The organism is Rhizobium indicum (genome assembly GCF_005862305.2).
GTDB classification, from domain to species: domain Bacteria; phylum Pseudomonadota; class Alphaproteobacteria; order Rhizobiales; family Rhizobiaceae; genus Rhizobium; species Rhizobium indicum.
Genome location: NZ_CP054022.1, coordinates 379,100 through 396,812, shown reverse-complemented (window position 1 = coordinate 396,812; position 17,713 = coordinate 379,100). Strand labels below are relative to the sequence as shown.

Sequence of the window (17,713 nt, the reverse complement as noted above, 5' to 3'; positions counted from 1 at the left end):
GCATGACCGATACCCTTCCTATTGCCGGCAGGCCGCTGCTCCAGGTGAAAAATCTGACGGTGGAGTTCCCTCTGCGCACCGGCGTCTTTCGCGCCGTCAGCGATCTGTCTTTCTCGATCGAGCCGGGCAAGACGCTCTGTGTCGTCGGCGAAAGCGGATCTGGCAAATCGGTGACGGCGCGTTCGATCCTGCAGATCGTCGATGCGCCTGGCCGTATATCCGGCGGAACGATCATATTGAACGATCAGAACGGCGGCTCGATCGATCTAACCAGCCTCAATCCGCGCGGGCGTCAGATCCGGGCGATCCGCGGCCGCGACATCGCCATGATCTTCCAGGAGCCGATGTCGTCGCTGTCGCCGATCCACACGGTCGGCAACCAGATCGTCGAGGCGCTTCGCCTTCACACCCGGATGAGCAAGGCAGAGGCGCGCGCTGAAGCCATATCGCTGCTCAGCCAAGTCGAGATTCCCTCACCGGAAAAAGCGCTGGACCGATATGCCTTTCAATATTCCGGCGGGATGCGCCAGCGCGCGATGATCGCCATGGCGCTCGCCTGCAAACCGCAACTGCTGATCGCCGACGAGCCGACCACGGCCCTCGACGTGACGACCCAAGCCGAAATTCTCGACCTGATCGCCCGGCTGCAGAAGGCCAAGGGCATGGCCGTTCTCTTCATTACGCATGACATGGGTGTCGTGGCGCAGATCGCCGACGATGTGCTCGTCATGCACAACGGCGTCGCCAAGGAATATGCGCCGGTCGAGCAGATCTTTCATGCGCCGAAAGACGACTATACCCGCATGCTGATCGGCTCGGTGCTGAAGCTGGAAGCGAAGGCCGAAATCCGGCTGGCGCGCCCGCCGCTCGACACGACGGCGCCACCGATCCTCGAACTCCGCAATGTCTCGATGGATTTCGGCGAGGTGAAAGCGCTGGACGATGTTTCCATTTCGCTTCTGCCGGGCGAGACGCTCGGCATTGTCGGCGAGAGCGGATCCGGCAAGACGACGATGGGTCGCTCGATCATGCGGCTGATCGATCCGACTGCCGGCGAAATCCTCTATCGCCGCGCCGACGGCGACATCATCGATCTGGCAACGGCAAAAGGGCAGACGCTTGCCGCCGCAAGGCGGGAATTGCGGATGGTGTTTCAGGATCCTTTCGGCTCCCTCAACCCACGCATGACCGTCTCACAGATCATTGGCGAGCCGCTGCTCGTCAATGGCGTTGCAAAAGGGCGGGCGCTGGAAGAGCGGGTTTGTCACCTGATGGAGCAGGTTGGCCTGGACCCGAGGGCACGCGAACGCTACCCGCACGCATTCTCCGGCGGCCAGCGCCAGCGCATCGGCATTGCCCGCGCCATCACCCTCAATCCGCGCGTCATCGTTGCCGATGAGGCGACCTCGGCGCTCGACGTCTCGGTGCGCTCGCAGGTGCTTGATCTGTTGATGCGCCTGCAGGACGAACTCGGTCTCGCCTATATCTTCATCAGTCATGACATCGGCGTTATCCGCTACATGTGCGACCGTGTCGGCGTCATGTACAAAGGCCAGCTCGTCGAAATCGGCGACGCGGAGAAGGTCTGCCGCACACCCGAGCACGCCTATACGCAGGCGCTCATATCAGCGATTCCGCGCCCTGATCCGCGTGATCGCGATCAATCGCGGCGCTTCCGCTACGTCGCGCCGGACATTTTGAAGAATGGGAGTTTTCAGCGATGAAAATCACCGGAATCCGCACTTTTCTCATGCATGTCGGTCAGCCCGATCCCGCGAACTGGGCTTCCGACCAACGCTCCAGTAGTGGCGTCTCGAAACAGTTCGGCGGCACCAGAAACTGGCTCTTTCTGAAGGTCGATACCGACGAGGGCATCACCGGCATCGGTGAATGCTCAGGCTGGCCGCGCGTCGTCGAGACGGCGATCCATGATCTCGCCCCACTCCTCATTGGCGAAGATCCGGCCCATATCGAACGGCTATGGCAGAAGATGCATATCGCGATGATGGGCCATGGCATGCTCGGAACGGTCGGAGGCGGTGCGATGACCGGCATCGACATGGCGCTATGGGACATCAAGGGCAAGGCGCTCGGCGTGCCTGTCTGGATGCTGCTCGGCGGCAAGGTGCGCGACCGGATCCCGATCTATTCGCATGCGAATACGCCCGAGCGTGCGCTTGCCATCAAAGCGCGAGGCATAAAGGCGATCAAATGCGGCGGCGTCGCCGATCCGGTCCGCAAGGTTGCTGCGCTGCGTGACGCCGTCGGTGACGACATGGACATCGCCATCGATCTGCATGGGCCGCCGTGGCTGACGCCTGCGGATGCCTGCCGGCTGGTGCGGGCGCTCGAACCCTATGAATTGATGTGGGTGGAAGATCCGATTGCGCCGGAGAATATCGACGGCTACCGGCGCATCCGCGACGCAGCACATGTGCCGCTTGCCGCCGGCGAGCGCTCGGCGACCATCTTCGGCGAGCGTGAGCTCATAGAGAAGGAACTGGTCGACATCATCCAGCCGGACACCGGCCGGGCCGGCGGCATCACCCAGATGAAGAAGATCGCGGCCATGGCCGAAGCCCATCATATCCAGATGGCGCCGCATTCGGGTTCGCTCGGGCCGGTGGCGGAATATGCGGCTCTGCATCTGCTTGCAGCGATCCCCAACGCCCTCATCCTTGAGCGGCTCGACGACGACTGGGACGGCCGCCGCCAGACGATCGTGCCGCACCCGCAACAGGTCGACGGCTTGATCGCCGTTCCCGATGGCCCGGGACTTGGCTGCGATATCGACGAGGCCTTCGTGGCGCGCTTCCCCAGCAACGGCAATGTCTCGGTGCCGCAAAGTGCCGGTGCCTACAATCCCGGAACCGACAACGAGCATCTCTACGTGCAGACGCGCCAGTCGCGCCGCACCTATTTCAATCGCTAGAAGGACAGAAAGATGAAGATCGACCGCATGCGGGTTTTCATGACCCGCGACAAGGACCGTCCGCGCGTGATCGTCGCGCTCGACACCGATGACGGGCTGACGGGTTGGGGCGAATGCTACAATCACGGCCCCGACAAGGCGCTGCCGCCGCTGCTCGATTATCTCTACGGATTTGTCTCCGGCCAGGACCCGACACGCGTGGAGTATCTCGTCAATCTGCTGATCCAGCAGAGCCGCTTTCCGCCGGGGGCGCTTGGCCTTGCCGCGATCTCCGCGCTTGATCACTGCCTGTGGGACCTTGCGGCCAAGGCGGTGAATGTCCCGGTCTACAAGCTGCTCGGAGGCGAAGTGCGCGACCGCATCAAGGTCTATGCCGGTGTCTATACCGCGCCGGATGCGCCGGCGGCCCGCGACGAATTCGATCGCCTGAAGGAGGGATGGGGGTTCACCGCCTTCAAGCTCAGCCCCTGGCGGATCGACATGCACTCCAACCGCTGGGGTAATGTCGTCAAAGCCTCGGCGGATTATTTCCGCTCGCTTCGCGAAACGGTCAATGACGAATACGAAATCGCCTTCGATGCCCATGCGAAGATTTTCGAACCGATCGCCGCTCGCCAGCTCGGCAATGCGCTGGCGCCTTATGACCCGCTGTTTTTCGAGGAGCCGCTACGTCCTGAAAATATCGAGGCCTGGGGCGATCTGAAACAGGGGCTCAACTGCACACTTGCGACCGGCGAGTCGCTCTATAACAGAAACGAGTTCCTGCGGCTGCTGCAGGTTAAGGGCGCCGACCTCATCCAGCCCGACATCTGCGTCGTCGGCGGCATCAGCGAAATGCGCCGCATCGCCACACTCGCCGAAGCCTTCTTCGTCGGCGTGGCGCCGCACAACCCGATGGGCCCGCTTGCGACGGCGGTCAATGTTCATTTCTCGGCGGCGGCACAGAATTTCCGCATCCTCGAATACCGGCTGCCGAAGGGACAGGCCTATGTCTATGGCGGCCTCGATATCGAGAAGCGGGAGGGAGAAACCCGTTACGTCGTCGATCCCTATCTGCCGAAGGACGGCTATCTGGAACTGCGTCCCGACCGGCCGGGCTGGGGCGTCGAAATGGACGAGAAGGCGATGGAAGAGGAGGGCTACATCCATTGGCAGCGACGCGTGCCGAAGCGGCCCGACGGCTCCTACGCCTTCGCCTGAGGGCATTGCCCGTTTAAAAAACAGGAGCTGACCGCCCGGATGGCGCGGCCAGCTCCTGCAGGGCGACGCTTCTAGAGCATGATGCCGAAAAGTGTGAGCGGTTTTCGGGTGACATCATGCTCTAACTATTTAATTTAGAACAGGATTCAAATTTTAGGCCGGTCGGCCTAAAATCATCCTGTTCTAGGCATCTTTCGGCAGCACTGAGCGAACCCTTGCGATGAAGACATGGAAGTCCTGCATGTAAGTGCGAAGGAAATCGGCGGTTTTGTCGTTGGTGACCTCGCCGTCATCGGTGATCAGCCCCGGTGTGAACTGGATGTAGGCTTCCGGGGCATTCATCTGGGGAGAGTTGCAGAAACTGAGCACACTGCGCAAATTCTGCTGGGCGACTGCCGTGGCAATCGCGCCCGGCGACGTGCCGATCACCGCTGACGGCTTGCGTGTGAACGAGTTGGTGCCATACGGGCGGCTCGCCCAGTCGATGGCGTTTTTCAGCCCGCCGGGTATGGATCGATTGTATTCGGGCGTGACGAACAGCACGGCGTCGACGGCCGCGATTGCCGCCTTGAATGCCTTGCCAGCCGGAGGGTAGTCGGCGTCGTAGTCGTAGCTGTAGAGCGGCAGGTCCTTGAAGGATATCTCCGACATTTCAAGTTCCGGCGGGGCGAGCCGCACCAACGCCTTGGCGAGCTTGCGGTTGATCGAGCCCTTGGCGAGGCTGCCGATAAGATAGCCTACTTTATGCGTGGTCATGGCGTTCTCCAATATCTCGCATGATAAGGGACGTATCATACGCAAGAATCATAGAAGGGGTGTCTTGTCCTTCGTTCGCAGGTCACTAATCGCCGAGGAACGTGACCGTCTCGCCGAGCGGGGCGCGGCCCGTACGGGCGTAACTGACCGTGGGATCTTCGTACCCGATCGACATGCCGCAGAAGAGGATGAGCCCGTCCGGGGGTGATAGGACCTCTGCGACGGTCTCGCGAACCTGCGACCACGCCATCTGCGGGCAACTGTGCAGACCTTCGGCGCGGAGCAGCAGCATGACGGTCTGCAGATACATGCCGACGTCGGCCCATTGCGGTAGGCCCAGGTCACGGTCGATGTAGCAGAACAGGGCGGCGGGCGCGCCGAAACAGTTCCAGTTGGCGATTGCTGCCCGCTGGCGCGCCTCCCAGTCCTCGCGCGCAATGCCGAGCGCGCTGTAGCGCTCCTTGCCGAAGGCGGACCGGCGCTCGCCGTAAGGGGGCTTCAGCCCGGCCGGGTACATCTCGTACTGCCGCTTGTCCCAGGCGTCGCCATGGGCCACGCGCTCGACGGCGGACGTTTTGAGCTCTGCCAGCGGTGCGCCGGTCATCACGTAGGTGTTCCACGGCTGGATGTTCGATCCTGACGGCGACCAAGCTGCGGCGGACAGCACACGCTCAAGCACGTCCCTCTCCACAGGCTCGTCTTTGAATCCGCGCACCGACCGTCGACTTTTGACTGCCTCATATACGTCCATGATCGCCTCCATGGCGCTGGCCGTTCGTTACGTCCATACTCATGGCCGCTTCCTCCTGACTGTTCCGTTTCTGATGTGGTTCATTATCTCCATTCGCAATGGAGGCGTAATCACACCGTGGTCTAGGAGGCGTACATCAAACGTACATCAGGGATCGATGCGTTCGGGGGGGCATGTGGGCGAAGCATCGCGGGGCTCCCGCGCCACGGGCGTCCCGGCCTGGAATGACGCCCCTGAACGGCCTCAGCTTGGCGCTTACGCTCAAGCCGCAGTCATCCTTTTCGCCGTCTTCGCCATTGCGCTGCTCTTCGTTGCCGCGGCGCCGATCCCGAGTTGCCTACAAGATCATGCTCCAATCATGAGCCGCAAGAGCAACGCTTCGTCGTCTCGTCAGGTGCCTACGGCTTGGACGCGTTCCACTGGGGGGCGAGGGTGCCATCCGAAGATGTCGGCAAGCGTATTGAGCATCGCCGTGGCCGCGGCGGATTGAAGTGAATAGTAGATCGTCTGGGCAGCCCTTCGGGTCTGCACGAGTTCCTGCTCTCGAAGAATTGCCAAATGCTGGGAAGTCGAAGATTGGCTCAATCCCACCTCGTCGGCCAGGACGCTCACGGACATTTCTCCTTCGGCCAGCAGATGCAGAATGTGAAGCCGTTTGGCATTCCCCATGGCCGACAGGAAGTTTGCTTCGTTGTCGAAGACGTTGGTTTCAGGGGAAGGCGCGGCTGACGATTGATTGTTCAAAGCGAGATCTCCTTGGGGAACCAAAGCCGGGTATCTGGTCATATCCCCGAGCTTTAATTTAGAGATAACGCATGGGTGCGGGGCCGAAACCCATTATCGGCGCCGCATCGTCTTTTCCGGCGCAAATCGGATACGGCGCGCATCAAATGGACAGCGGCGGCAGATCATCTTCGAGGCCGGCATCCTTCGCCTACTAGCGCGGGCCGACCTGGCGCATTTGTGCGGGCAGTGTTTCCCAGGCCCGGATCAGTTCGCCGATGGAGGCCGCCTCCATCTTGTGCATGACATTGCTGCGATGCAGCTTGACCGTCACCTCGCTGATGCCGAGATCGAAGGCGATCTGCTTGTTGAGGCGGCCGCGCGCCACTTCATGCAGGACCTCGCGCTCGCGCTGCGTCAGTGTCTCCAGGCGCTTGATATTGCGCTTGGTGACCGCCGCTTCGGCTCGCCGTTCGGCGTCCATCGCAATGCCGGCAGTCACGGCGTCGAGCAGCGTCTGGTCCCGCACCGGTTTGGTGAGAAAATCCACGGCGCCGGCCTTCATCGCCTGGACGGTCATCGGGATGTCGCCATGCCCGGTCAGGAAGATGATCGGCTTGGAAATGCCGTTTTCGGCCAGATGGCTCTGCAGGTGAAGACCGCTTGCGCCTGGCATGCGTACGTCGAGGATCAGGCAGCCGGGGCTATCCAAGATATCGGCGTCAAGCAATTCACGGGTCGAAGCAAAACTGGTCGACTGGAAACCCGCCGACAGGATCAGCTCCGACAGCGCCTCGCGAACCGATGCGTCGTCATCGACGATAATGACAAGCGGCTGGTTCTCTTCATAACTGCACTGCAATGATAACGGCGCCGATCTCCGCAGCAACGGCTGGTCAACTCTCATGTCACCCTCCATCTGTCGATTTATGCAAAGCGTTGGCAATGGCCGCCAGCAGGGCCTGGGCATCGAAGGGCTTGCGGAAAAATCCGCTCGCGCCTTGAGCGCGTCCCTGATCTGCTATCTCGTGGCGGCCCGTGATCATGAATACCGGCAGCTCCGGCCGTGATTTCCTCACCAGGTCACGAAGTTCGAAGCCGTCGATGCCGGGCATTCCGATATCGGTAATGAGCAGGTCGAGGTCCGACAGCCCGTTGACGAGCAGCGAGCCCGCCGATGAGAAGCTGCGGGCCACATAACCCGCGGATTCCAGAAGGTCGCCCATCGATTCAAGCAACCTTGGATCGTCATCGACAATTGCCACGACGTGTCTTGTCTTGTTCATGTTTCAATTCCCTCCCACTCGGCGCGAGTGGGTTATCGGTATTTCCAATCTCTCCGCGATCCGCACCAGATCGGCGAGCGATGCCGCCGCCATTTTGTGCATCACGTTTCTTCTGTGAATCTGCAGCGTCACTTCGCTGATCCCCAATTCGGCTGCGGCCTGCTTGTTGAGAAGGCCGCTGACGACCAGCGGCAGCACCTCGCGCTCGCGCGGCGTCAGGTCGAGATAGTGTTGTCTGAGCATGTCGATCTCGGCGCGCTCGGCTCTCTTTTCCCGATCCTGAGCAATCGCCGCGTGGATTGCCGCCATGAGATCCGCATCGCTGAACGGCTTGGTCAGGAAGTCCACCGCGCCATGCTTGATCGCACGCACGGAAGAGGGAATGTCGCCGTGTCCCGTAATGAAGACGATCGGCGGATGATCCCTGTCTGCGATCTGTCTCTGCAGATCGAGACCGTTGATGTCAGGCAGCTCGATATCCAGCACGAGGCAGGCGGGCACGTCCGGCTTGTCCGCTCTCACGTAGTCGCAGGCCGATTCGAAGGTAATGGCGTGCATGCCGTGCGAGTCCAGCAGCTCGCCGAGCGCTTCCCGGATACGTTCATCGTCGTCGACGATAAAGACGATATGGTCGTCGGCCGTCATGGCGCCGCCTTCGTTTCAATAGGCAATGTGAAGATCAACGTTGCTCCGCACGGATTGTTCTTCTCGGCCCACAATCGTCCGCCGTGCAGTTCGACGATCGAGCGGCAGATGGCCAGCCCCATGCCCATGCCGTTTTCCTTCGTCGTAAAGAACGGCTCGAACATCTTTTCGGGAAAGTCGATGCCCTGGCCGCGATCGCTGATCTCGGTCTGGAGGATATTCCCGATCTGGCGCACGCGGATTTCGATGACCCTGTCGCCTGTCGTGGCGTCCATTGCCTCGATGCCGTTGCGGATGAGATTGATCAGAACCTGCTGGATCTGGATGCGGTCGATTGCGATGAGCGGAAGGGTGGCGTCGACCTCCACCTCCAGCCTAACGTGACGACGCCAGGCCTCGTCGGCCATGAGGTTGCGCGCTTCGTTGACGATGCCGGAGAGCGTCGATGGGATCCTTCTGTCTGCGGATTGCTTGAACAGAGCGCGAATGCGGCTGACGACATCCGCCGCCGAGTTGGCATCTCGGATGATGCGCTCGACCGTCCTCTGTGCCCGCTCCATATTCGGCGGTTCGGCCATGAGCCAGCGCTGGCAGGCGTGTGAGTTGGCCACGACGGCCGCAAGCGGCTGGTTCACCTCGTGCGCGATGGAGGCTGAAAGCTCGGCCAGGCTCGCCACTTGGCTCGCCCGTGCAAGACCCTCTCGCGCTCGGCGCAGATCTTCCTCCGCGTGAACCTCACCGTCGATATCAAGGCAGATGACATTCCACTGGACGATGACGCCTTCGGCATTGCGCATCGGTGCCGCACGCGTCTCGACCCAGCGATATTCACCATCATGGCGCCGCAGACGGTGCCTACGCGCATAGGGCTCGCCAGTGGACAATGAATGGGCATAGTTTTCTTTGACCCCTGCCACATCGTCGGGATGAACACCGGCATCGAGTGTGCCGTCCAGCCGGGTTTTGCCCGTTCCGTCCAACTCCTCGAGATTATAGCCGAGGAAGTCACGCAGTTGCTGGCTGCGATAGATCGGTTCTCCATCAGGTGCTGCGCAATCGATCATTGCCGGCAGCGTTTCAACGAGCTGCCAGAGCGATCGTTCTCTCTCCCGCAGTGCCTCCTCGACGCGCAGTTGATCGTCGATGTCATGCGACAGACCATACCATTGGACGATCCGGCCGCTCTGATCCCGCAGCGGCTCCGCGCTGCCTTTCACCCAGCGATAGACGCCATCGGCGCGCCGCAGGCGATACTGGCTGGAGAAGCGCTCCCCCGTAGCGAAGGAATGGTTGAGCGCTTGCTCGAGGCTGGCTGCATCGTCGGGATGGACGGCGGCCTCGATGAGCGCCGCCAGCCGGCTGACGCCCGGCTTTTCCATATCGGCAATGTCGAGACCTAGAAAATCGATCAGGCGCTGGTTGAAGAAGGTTGGAGCGCCTTCCGGATTGAGCCGCCAGAGCAGGCTCGGAACCATGTCCACGAGTTGCGAAAGCTCCCGCTCCCGGTCGCGTAGCGCTTCCTGCGCGCGCATCTCATCGTCGATATCGACGGATATGACATACCATTGCATGATCGCGCCGCTTTGATCGCGTAGCGGCTCGGCTCGGCCATCGACCCAGCGATAGGCTCCGTCGAAACGGCGCATGCGATATTTTATCGAGAAGGAATCGCCGGTGGCGAGGGAATGGTGAACCGTCTCCAGCAACCTCGATGCGTCATCGGGATGGACGAGAGTGTGAATGACCGAGGAGAGGCGGCTCATGCCGGGCCTGTCCATATCGCCGACATCGAGACCGAAAAAGTCGATCAGGCGCTTGTTGAAGAAGACCGGTTCGCCTTCCGGCGTCAGGCGCCTGATCTGGACCGGGACCATGTCCACGAGCTGCGAGAGCTCGCGTTCGCGGTCGCGCAACGCCTCCAGCGCGCGCACCTCCTCGTCGATATCGAGGGAGACGCCGTACCATTGCACGACCGTTCCGTTGTCATCGCGGCGCGGCTCCACCCTGCATTCGGCCCAGCGGTAGACGCCGTCCTTTTCAAGCCAGCGAAACCGCATGACGGAGCCGCCGCCGGTTTCGAAGCAATTGCGTAGCGTGCGCTGCACGTCGGGCGCATCCTCGGGATGAATCAGCTGCCGCAGCAACTCGTCGATGCGCGGTTCGGCCCGCGCGTCGAAATTGGCGATGACGGCACGGAAATGATCCTGGTAGCGTTTGTTGAAGTAGGTCGATCCGCCTGTCGGTTCCACGCTCCATATGCGGACCGGCACGGCGTCGATCATCTGCTGAAGCTGTCTTTCGCTCCGCCGAATGGCCTCTTCGGCACGCATCTGATCGTCGATATCGTGACAAAGCCCGTACCACTGGACGATGTTTCCGGCCTGATCGCGCATCGGCTCGGCGCGGCTCGACATCCAGCGAAAGAGACCGTCGGCGCGCCGCAGCCGATACCGCATGACGAAGCTCTCGCCGGTGGCGAGGCAATGGCGAAGGGCGTCCCTGAACCCGGCTGTATCATCGGGATGAACGGTGGCCTGCAGGACCGCCTCCAGCCGGCTCATGCCTGGCCTGTCCGAGTCCGCCACGTCAAGACCCAGGAAATCGACCATCCGCCTATTGAAGAAGGTTGGCTCGCCCTCGGGCGTCAGACGCCAGACATGGCTCGGAACCATGTCCACGAGTTGCGAGAGCTCCCGTTCCCGGTCGCGCAACGTCTCCACGTTTTGGCGCAATGTGAGTACTGCAAGCTGGTGCTGTCGGGATATGGCGGCGACAATCAGCGCCGAAAATGCCGAGATGGCCAGAAACAGCTGCAGCATGATCTGATTGTGTTTCTGGGATTCGGGATCACCGGCAAACTGGCTGGCGCCTGTTATCGTGAATACCGCCGTGATCAGAGCAAGCAGAGCGAGCGATACCGCAGCGCCCTTGAACTCGAAGCGGACTGCGGCCCAAAGGAGAGGCGGCATGATAATATAGGCGAAAGGAAGGTAGCCGCTCAGTGAAAGAGCCGCGACACCGAGAAAGATCAGCGCCAGGACGCAGGCTTCCACCCATTGCGCGGCCGAGAACTGCGTCTTGCTGCGCCAGCTGTGAAAGAGGACCAAGGCCAGCGGCGAAACGATGAGGACACCGGTTGCGTCTCCGATCCACCATAGCGGCCAGGCCGTCGCGAAGGATTGCGATTGAATCGCGAACCAGGCAAGCGTGGCACTTCCCACGGTCGCGCTGACAATCGGTGCAATTCCGGCAGCCAGGATGACAAATGTGAGAACTTCCTGCAGAGTTTCCAACTGAACTGGGTGCTTCAAGGTCCGGTTCACCAGCCATGCCGCGACCATTGCTCCAAGAGCGTTGCCGACATAAATCAGGAAGGCCGCAGGCACGGGGCTGTAGAACCACAGGAAATTGCTGAACATCTCTGCCAGGCAGCCCGCCAGGATCCACCATGGCCAGCTGCGCCTGGAGGCAAGGATGAGGGTCGCGACGAAAAGCCCGCCCGGAGGCCAGATGGAAATACCCGTTCCCGGCACGATTGCCAGCGACTGTGCGAAGCCGCAGGCGAGTACATAGGCGAGGAAGAAAAGCCCCAGATGTAGGAAACGGGGACGGTGCGACCAGACGCTCAGCATCAACTGCTCCTGCCGGACAGAGAAAACCGGGGGATCATCAGCATTTCCTGCAGCAGTCGTTCTCGATTTCGGGGCTGGCGAGCTCATGTTACAAAGCGTAATCCCGCCGCACCACAACCGCAACTCATGGAAACCCATGCATCGCGCGGGAACGTAGCCGGAATTTTCGGGCGGACGACGGATCGGAAGACTGTCCTGTTTTCCCGATGGCGCATCCTAGACGTCAGGCTGGTACCGCTATGCCCTTCGGCTAGGGCGCCAGACCTCAAGAACGATGGAAGGCGTCCGGCTTTCCGGTCATTGTCGATCGGCGTGAGGCATTGTAGACGACATGCAACAGAGGATGCCGATATGAAAGTCACGGTGGTGGGAGCAAGCGGTCTCATCGGAACGCGGCTCAGCGAGAAGTTGCGCCGATCGGGCCACGACGTCGCGGCCGCATCATTGTCGCTTGGCGTCGACACGGTCACCGGCAAGGGTCTGGACGTGGCGATGGCGGGAACCGAAGTCGTTGTAGACGTGACCAATGCCGCATCGTTCGGCGACAGTTCGGCGTTCGATTTCTTCAAGGCGTCGACGAAGAACTTGCTCGCAGCTGCGGCGGAAGCCGGCATCAGACACTATCTCGCACTCTCGGTCGTTGGCACGCCGCGCCTCGTGGAAAGCGACTATTTTCGCGCGAAAATGGTACAGGAAAATCTCATCCGGGCTTCAGGTCGACCCTATACGATCCTCCGCTCCACGCAATTTTACGAGTTCATAAACGGATTGATCGACATCGGGGCCGAAGGCAATGTCTTTCGATTGCCATCGGCCTTGATGAGACCGGTCGCAGCCGGGGATGTCGCAGCATTCCTGGCGGAACTGACAGCCGGTGCTCCCTCGGGCGATGTCGTCGAAATCGGCGGCCCGGAGCAATTCGGCATCGATGAAATCGCCCGGGTCTATCTCGCCGCGAACGAAGACGAACGGCAGGTGATAACCGATCGATCCACGTCGTATTTCGGTGTCGAACTGACCGACGACGCACTGATTCCCGGCGCTGGCGCGCGCGTGGCGCGCCAGACGCTTTCCGACTGGCTCTACCAATCGATGGCCGCTTAGCAACCGGCTTCTGCGGTAAGCATCGGGTTTGAAATTTTCCAACGAAGGTAATACTTTCCAACAGGAGAGTATTACAAAGGCGCCCGATATGGCCACGACCGTTACCGCGAAAGGGCAGGTGACCATTCCCAAGCGGGTCCGGGATCTGCTTGGCATCGTTCCGGGCAGCCAGGTCGATTTTCATCGCGCTGCCGACGGCAGTGTGGTTCTGACGCGCGCTGACAGGAAGCGGCCGGTCAGTCGTTTCGAGAAGCTACGCGGCCATGCCGGCAAGGGCCTCGACACCGACGCTATCATGGCTTTGACGCGTAGCGAAACGTGACGCTCGTCGACACCAAAGTTCTTCTGGGCCTCGTGACCGGTGACCCGAAATGGTCGAGTTGGTCCATAGCCCAGCTCGAGACGGCGAGCATCGAAGGTTCCCTGCCGATCAATGATGTCGTCTATGCCGAACTTGCGGTTCGATACGACAGGATCGAAGCGCTCGAGACTTTTCTGGAAGAGGCCGGCCTCGATATGAGGCCGATGCCGAAGGCCGCCCTGTTTCTTGCGGGCAAGGTCTTCACGCAATATCGCAAGGCAGGCGGGTTGCGCACCGGCGTGCTTCCCGATTTCTTCATCGGCGCTCACGCAGCCGTAGAACAACTGCCGCTGTTGACCCGCGATATCGGCCGCTATCGGTCCTATTTCCCATCATTGAAATTGATAGCGCCTGTTTCCTAAGCTCCCTGATAGGGCGTGTGTCGAAGCATTCAACAAACCTTCATGAAGCTCAGGGTTGAAATGGTCGCGCCCAACTCCAAATCCCGTCGGCGGTAGTCGAAACGCGAGGGGAGGGCGTATGGGCAACGCGCATATCGATCGGATCGGCCGGGACAAATCGGCCTTGGGCTTCGTTCTCGTCATTTTCTGCCTCCTGTCCTGCTCCCAGGCATTGGCGGCACCCGCCGATATCGGCGACCTGACGGTGAGCCTGCCCGATGCCGCTTCCGGCTGGAGGAAAGCCGGCAAGGGCAATCTGTTCATGCTGCAGAAGGATTTTCCGGAAACGGAGGATGACAAGCGCGGCAGTGCTCTGATCCAGATCACCAAGCCGCTCCCGGCGGCGCGCAATTCTCTGCAGGCCGGCATGAAGACCTTCGTCGCGACGCTTCCCGACATGGCGAAGGAAGATATCCTGATCAAGCATTATGGGGTCACGGTGAACGGCTACGACATCCGCGTGGAAGAACGCTGCTGCGTCCATCAGAAGAACGTGACCATTAACCAGATCGTCGTCGGCATCGCCGGCGACGAGCGGCAGACCTATCTGCAGCTCGTGTTGCTGAATGTGAACGGGGACAGAAGCAGTAGCGCCGAGGCCGATTTCGCAACCCTCGTGCGCTCGGTGAAGCTTGATCCTTCCGACAAGGATTTCGATCTCGTGCCGGCGAGCGATGACGGCGGGCTGGACGGCGTTTTCACCCATCTCGATACCGGTCTCCGGCCGAATGTCTTCGGTGGTATGGATTTCTATTCGGACAGCACGATCACCACGTTCGATCCGAAAGGGCTGTTCAGCACGGAACTGCCGAAGGGCGGCCGGAGCATTGCCGAACATTGCAGGGACACCCCGACCGATTGCGGCCTCTACAAGCTTGCCGGCGGCGGGTTTTTCTCCTCCGCCGGGTCGATCGAAATGCGTAGCGTCACCTCTGCCTACGGCACAATCGAGATCGAGACGAAACCATTCTCGAAAAAAGGCGAAGACCTGGAAATTGCCGACGCAGACTACCGCGCCGTGCCGCCATTTGATGAGGGTGCGACGCTCGACGGCGAATGGGTATCCACCTTCGCCTCGAGCGGCATGACCGCGACCTCGTCGGGATCGGTGGCGTCCAGCCATACGATGACGCTTCGTCGAAACGGTACTTTCGAACGTACAGGCTGGTCCGGCGCCTCGATCACGAACGAAATCGGCGGGTCGCAATCGGGCGTCACCACGTCAAGCAACCGGCCGGGCGCAAGCGGACGCTACAAGCTTTCCGGCTACCGTCTCGACCTGACCGATGCGAGCGGCAAGACGGAAAGCATGAGCATATTCGAGCCGGACAAAGGTTCCGACGACCTTCTGGTGATCAACGGCAACAACTACCTGAAGGACGATGGGAAATAGAGAGAAAGCGCCCAAGCTATTGATACATTAGGCTTATATGGCGACGCGGTTGACCTCCCGGTCGGCTGGAAAGCCACCGTGGTTAGTCACTTCGAGTGATCGGCAATGCGTGAATCACTTGAAATCTGGCTCATGTCGCCAGCCGCCGCGATGGCGCTGAAACGGACGGTTTGGTTAAGCATTTGTAAATTGGTAACGAATCGAGGCATATAGTAACTGCGCAACTGAAGCGCTTTCGTTCAAAATTGCGCAGTTACTTGGGAAAAAGATCATGCAGCCGAGCCTTGCTCTTCAGGACGATCAAGAGCATCTCCCGTCGCTTCTGGCAACAGATGCGAAGGAGTTATCCTATCAACTTCAGCAGCATCAGGCAAAAATCTTTCCCCCGCTCTCGCAAAAGACCATCAGAACATTTTCGCCGGCGGAAGCTGCGGCCTTCATCGGTATCGGCGAAGGTTATCTCCGCCAGGTGGCCGCCGACGGCCATGGGCCTGATCCGCTCGCAAACGGACGGCGGCTTTACAGTGCAACCGATATGGACCGGATTCGCCGGGTCCTCGACGAGCGAAACGGAACGCCGAAATATGTGCCGGCCCGCAGGCCGGGGGAAAAGCTCCAGATCGTCTCCGTCATGAATTTCAAGGGCGGCTCGGGCAAGACCACCACCGCGGCCCATCTGGCGCAGTTCATGGCGCTCAGGGGCTACCGCGTGCTCGCCGTCGACCTCGATCCGCAAGCCTCCTTGTCCGCCTTGTTCGGCCATCAGCCGGAATTCGATGTCGGAGAGGGCGAAACGATCTACGGTGCGATCCGATATGAGGAGCCGCGCCCCATCGCCGACATCGTGCGTGCCACCTACACGCCCAATCTGCATCTCATTCCGGGCAATCTCGAGCTGATGGAATTCGAGCACGAGACGCCGAAGGCGATGGCGTCGGGGACGGCGGAGACGATGTTCTTTGCCCGCATCGGCGAGGTCCTGACGGAGATCGAAAGCCTTTACGACGTCGTGGTCATCGACTGCCCGCCGCAACTGGGGTTCCTGACGATGTCGGCGCTCTGCGCGGCAACCTCGGTCTTGATCACGGTCCACCCGCAGATGCTGGATGTCATGTCGATGTCGCAGTTTCTGACGATGACGAGTGAGCTGATGTCGGTCGTGGAAAAGGCCGGCGGGCGTACTAGCTATGACTGGATGCGCTATCTCGTGACGCGGTTCGAGCCGAACGACGGACCGCAAAGCCAGATGACCGGCTTCATGCGGGCGATCTTCGGCAATCGAATGCTCCACAACGCCATGGTGAAGTCGACGGCGGTCGCCGACGCCGGCGTCACCAAGCAGACACTCTACGAGGTCGAGCGGTCGCAGTTCACACGCGGAACCTACGATCGGGCTCTGGAGTCGCTCAACCTCGTGAATGGCGAGATCGAGGCGCATATTCGCTCGACCTGGGGGAGGAAATAGATAGATGGCGCGCAAGAACCTCATCGAAATCTCCGCTCCGAGCCCGGAAAGAATGGACGCAGTCGCACCGCGCGACAATCGCCCGATCGCGGGATTCGTGCCGCAGGAGCGCAGTGCAGCGCCGGTCGGCGGCATTACCAAGACGCTCGGCAACATTACCGAGAAAATGGAGCGGGCGAGTGAGCTGGAGCGGCAGCTTGCCACCGGCCAGACCATCGTCGAACTCGATCCCGGCCTGATCGACGCTTCCTTCGTCAGCGACCGATTGGCGATCGATGCGGCCGAACTCGCGCAACTTGTCGAGCAGATCCGCGAGCATGGGCAGCAGGTTCCGATCCTTGTCCGCCCGCATCCCGAAACCAGGGGACGCTATCAGGTCGCCTACGGCCATCGGCGCCTGGCTGCCACCCGAGAAATCGGCATCAGGGTGCGTGCGGTCGTCCGCGATCTCACCGACGGTCAGCTGGTCGTCAGCCAGGGACAGGAAAACAGCGCTCGAACCAATCTCTCCTACATCGAGCGCGCGCTCTTCGCATCGCGGCTCGAGGAACGCAGCTTTGGCCGCGATGTCATCATGGCGGCTCTCGGCGTGGACAAGGCGGCGCTGTCGAGAATGCTGATCGTCATACGACAGGTCCCCCTTGATCTCGTCAACGCCATAGGTGCGGCACCTGATATCGGCCGCCGGCGATGGTTGGAATTGGGCGAGCGGCTTGAGAAAGCCGATGTCGAAAGGATCATCGCGGAGTTGTCCGCGGACGACGCGCGTAAAATTTCGAGCGACGAGCGGTTTCAGCGGGCACTCGTTCTGGCAACGAAGAAGACGGCTGCGCCGAAGCCGGCGGTGGCCAAAGCCCAGGTTAGTGGCGTGCCTGTCATGATCAAGAAGACAGCATCCGGTGCGACCTTCGTCTTCGACGGCAAGACCGCGCCCGGTTTCGATCAATTCGTCCAGGAAAGGCTGAAGGGCCTGTTCCAGGAGTTCAACAAGGACAGAGGAGCGTAGCGCGCAAAAGAAAAAGGCCCCCAACGACGACGCCGTGGAAGCCCTTCTCAGATCTTAA

At 60.8% G+C, this 17,713-nt stretch carries 16 protein-coding genes; 9 read left to right on the top strand and 7 right to left on the bottom strand.

What is annotated here, in order from left to right; genetic code table 11:
• Nucleotides 1–2 precede the first annotated feature (2 nt).
• From FFM53_RS26280 to FFM53_RS26270, 3 genes are read left to right on the top strand one after another with little or no spacing between them, the layout of a single operon-like run.
• The gene (locus tag FFM53_RS26280; RefSeq protein WP_138388851.1) at nucleotides 3–1,724 is read left to right on the top strand and encodes an ABC transporter ATP-binding protein; all 1,722 of its coding nucleotides are present in this window, start codon (nucleotides 3–5) and stop codon (nucleotides 1,722–1,724) included.
• A complete protein-coding gene (locus FFM53_RS26275) occupies nucleotides 1,721–2,932 on the top strand; it encodes a mandelate racemase/muconate lactonizing enzyme family protein (protein WP_138388852.1) in 1,212 nt (403 codons plus the stop codon). Before FFM53_RS26280 ends, FFM53_RS26275 begins: the two co-directional genes overlap by 4 nt.
• Before the next feature lie 12 nt (nucleotides 2,933–2,944).
• On the top strand, nucleotides 2,945–4,132 hold the full coding sequence (locus tag FFM53_RS26270) for a galactarate dehydratase (protein ID WP_011649533.1): 1,188 nt from the start codon (nucleotides 2,945–2,947) through the stop codon (nucleotides 4,130–4,132).
• A 183-nt stretch (nucleotides 4,133–4,315) separates the two neighbouring features.
• Here FFM53_RS26270 and FFM53_RS26265 read toward each other — a convergent pair whose 3' ends face one another.
• From FFM53_RS26265 to FFM53_RS26235, 7 genes are all read right to left on the bottom strand, one after another.
• A complete protein-coding gene (locus tag FFM53_RS26265) occupies nucleotides 4,316–4,888 on the bottom strand; it encodes an NADPH-dependent FMN reductase (protein ID WP_138388853.1) in 573 nt (190 codons plus the stop codon).
• Between the two features lie 85 nt (nucleotides 4,889–4,973).
• Nucleotides 4,974–5,639, bottom strand: coding sequence for a nitroreductase (locus tag FFM53_RS26260; protein ID WP_138388854.1), 666 nt, complete (start codon nucleotides 5,637–5,639; stop codon nucleotides 4,974–4,976).
• A 390-nt stretch (nucleotides 5,640–6,029) separates the two neighbouring features.
• Nucleotides 6,030–6,383 (bottom strand): ArsR/SmtB family transcription factor, encoded by a 354-nt coding sequence (locus FFM53_RS26255; RefSeq protein WP_138388855.1) that lies wholly within the window; start codon nucleotides 6,381–6,383, stop codon nucleotides 6,030–6,032.
• A 193-nt stretch (nucleotides 6,384–6,576) separates the two neighbouring features.
• Entirely contained in the window at nucleotides 6,577–7,269 is a 693-nt protein-coding gene (locus FFM53_RS26250; protein ID WP_138388856.1) for a response regulator transcription factor, read from the bottom strand.
• Between the two features lies 1 nt (nucleotide 7,270).
• Nucleotides 7,271–7,648, bottom strand: coding sequence for a response regulator (locus FFM53_RS26245; protein ID WP_003550117.1), 378 nt, complete (start codon nucleotides 7,646–7,648; stop codon nucleotides 7,271–7,273).
• A 3-nt stretch (nucleotides 7,649–7,651) separates the two neighbouring features.
• Nucleotides 7,652–8,293, bottom strand: a complete 642-nt coding sequence (locus FFM53_RS26240; protein ID WP_138388857.1) for a response regulator transcription factor — start codon at nucleotides 8,291–8,293, stop codon at nucleotides 7,652–7,654.
• Entirely contained in the window at nucleotides 8,290–11,925 is a 3,636-nt protein-coding gene (locus FFM53_RS26235; RefSeq protein ID WP_138388858.1) for a PAS domain-containing protein, read from the bottom strand. The genes FFM53_RS26240 and FFM53_RS26235 overlap by 4 nt, the downstream gene beginning before the upstream one ends.
• Nucleotides 11,926–12,276: 351 nt before the next feature.
• On the opposite strand from FFM53_RS26235, the gene FFM53_RS26230 reads away from it, so the two are divergent.
• The 6 genes from FFM53_RS26230 (at nucleotide 12,277) to repB (ending at nucleotide 17,655) form a co-directional block, all read left to right on the top strand.
• Nucleotides 12,277–13,029 (top strand): SDR family oxidoreductase, encoded by a 753-nt coding sequence (locus FFM53_RS26230; RefSeq protein WP_138388999.1) that lies wholly within the window; start codon nucleotides 12,277–12,279, stop codon nucleotides 13,027–13,029.
• A gap of 88 nt (nucleotides 13,030–13,117) precedes the next feature.
• Nucleotides 13,118–13,351 (top strand): AbrB/MazE/SpoVT family DNA-binding domain-containing protein, encoded by a 234-nt coding sequence (locus FFM53_RS26225; protein WP_138388859.1) that lies wholly within the window; start codon nucleotides 13,118–13,120, stop codon nucleotides 13,349–13,351.
• Nucleotides 13,348–13,752, top strand: coding sequence for a type II toxin-antitoxin system VapC family toxin (locus tag FFM53_RS26220; RefSeq protein WP_138388860.1), 405 nt, complete (start codon nucleotides 13,348–13,350; stop codon nucleotides 13,750–13,752). Before FFM53_RS26225 ends, FFM53_RS26220 begins: the two co-directional genes overlap by 4 nt.
• 118 nt (nucleotides 13,753–13,870) lie before the next feature.
• Nucleotides 13,871–15,184 (top strand): hypothetical protein, encoded by a 1,314-nt coding sequence (locus FFM53_RS26215; RefSeq protein ID WP_138388861.1) that lies wholly within the window; start codon nucleotides 13,871–13,873, stop codon nucleotides 15,182–15,184.
• Nucleotides 15,185–15,455: 271 nt separating this feature from the next.
• The gene (gene repA, locus FFM53_RS26210) at nucleotides 15,456–16,649 is read left to right on the top strand and encodes a plasmid partitioning protein RepA (RefSeq protein WP_017991335.1); all 1,194 of its coding nucleotides are present in this window, start codon (nucleotides 15,456–15,458) and stop codon (nucleotides 16,647–16,649) included.
• Between the two features lie 4 nt (nucleotides 16,650–16,653).
• Nucleotides 16,654–17,655 carry a plasmid partitioning protein RepB gene (repB, locus tag FFM53_RS26205; RefSeq protein WP_138388862.1) on the top strand — a complete coding sequence of 334 codons (1,002 nt, stop codon included), beginning with the start codon at nucleotides 16,654–16,656 and terminating at the stop codon, nucleotides 17,653–17,655.
• The last annotated feature ends 58 nt before the right edge of the window (nucleotides 17,656–17,713 follow it).

Coding starts and splice junctions, on each gene's coding strand:
- FFM53_RS26280 (WP_138388851.1), top strand. CDS start 3: ATGACCGATACCCTTCCTATTGCCGGCAGGCCGCTGCTCCAGGTGAAA.
- FFM53_RS26275 (WP_138388852.1), top strand. CDS start 1,721: ATGAAAATCACCGGAATCCGCACTTTTCTCATGCATGTCGGTCAGCCC.
- FFM53_RS26270 (WP_011649533.1), top strand. CDS start 2,945: ATGAAGATCGACCGCATGCGGGTTTTCATGACCCGCGACAAGGACCGT.
- FFM53_RS26265 (WP_138388853.1), bottom strand. CDS start 4,888: ATGACCACGCATAAAGTAGGCTATCTTATCGGCAGCCTCGCCAAGGGC.
- FFM53_RS26260 (WP_138388854.1), bottom strand. CDS start 5,639: ATGGACGTATATGAGGCAGTCAAAAGTCGACGGTCGGTGCGCGGATTC.
- FFM53_RS26250 (WP_138388856.1), bottom strand. CDS start 7,269: ATGAGAGTTGACCAGCCGTTGCTGCGGAGATCGGCGCCGTTATCATTG.
- FFM53_RS26245 (WP_003550117.1), bottom strand. CDS start 7,648: ATGAACAAGACAAGACACGTCGTGGCAATTGTCGATGACGATCCAAGG.
- FFM53_RS26240 (WP_138388857.1), bottom strand. CDS start 8,293: ATGACGGCCGACGACCATATCGTCTTTATCGTCGACGACGATGAACGT.
- FFM53_RS26235 (WP_138388858.1), bottom strand. CDS start 11,925: ATGCTGAGCGTCTGGTCGCACCGTCCCCGTTTCCTACATCTGGGGCTT.
- FFM53_RS26230 (WP_138388999.1), top strand. CDS start 12,277: ATGAAAGTCACGGTGGTGGGAGCAAGCGGTCTCATCGGAACGCGGCTC.
- FFM53_RS26225 (WP_138388859.1), top strand. CDS start 13,118: ATGGCCACGACCGTTACCGCGAAAGGGCAGGTGACCATTCCCAAGCGG.
- FFM53_RS26215 (WP_138388861.1), top strand. CDS start 13,871: ATGGGCAACGCGCATATCGATCGGATCGGCCGGGACAAATCGGCCTTG.
- repA (WP_017991335.1), top strand. CDS start 15,456: ATGCAGCCGAGCCTTGCTCTTCAGGACGATCAAGAGCATCTCCCGTCG.
- repB (WP_138388862.1), top strand. CDS start 16,654: ATGGCGCGCAAGAACCTCATCGAAATCTCCGCTCCGAGCCCGGAAAGA.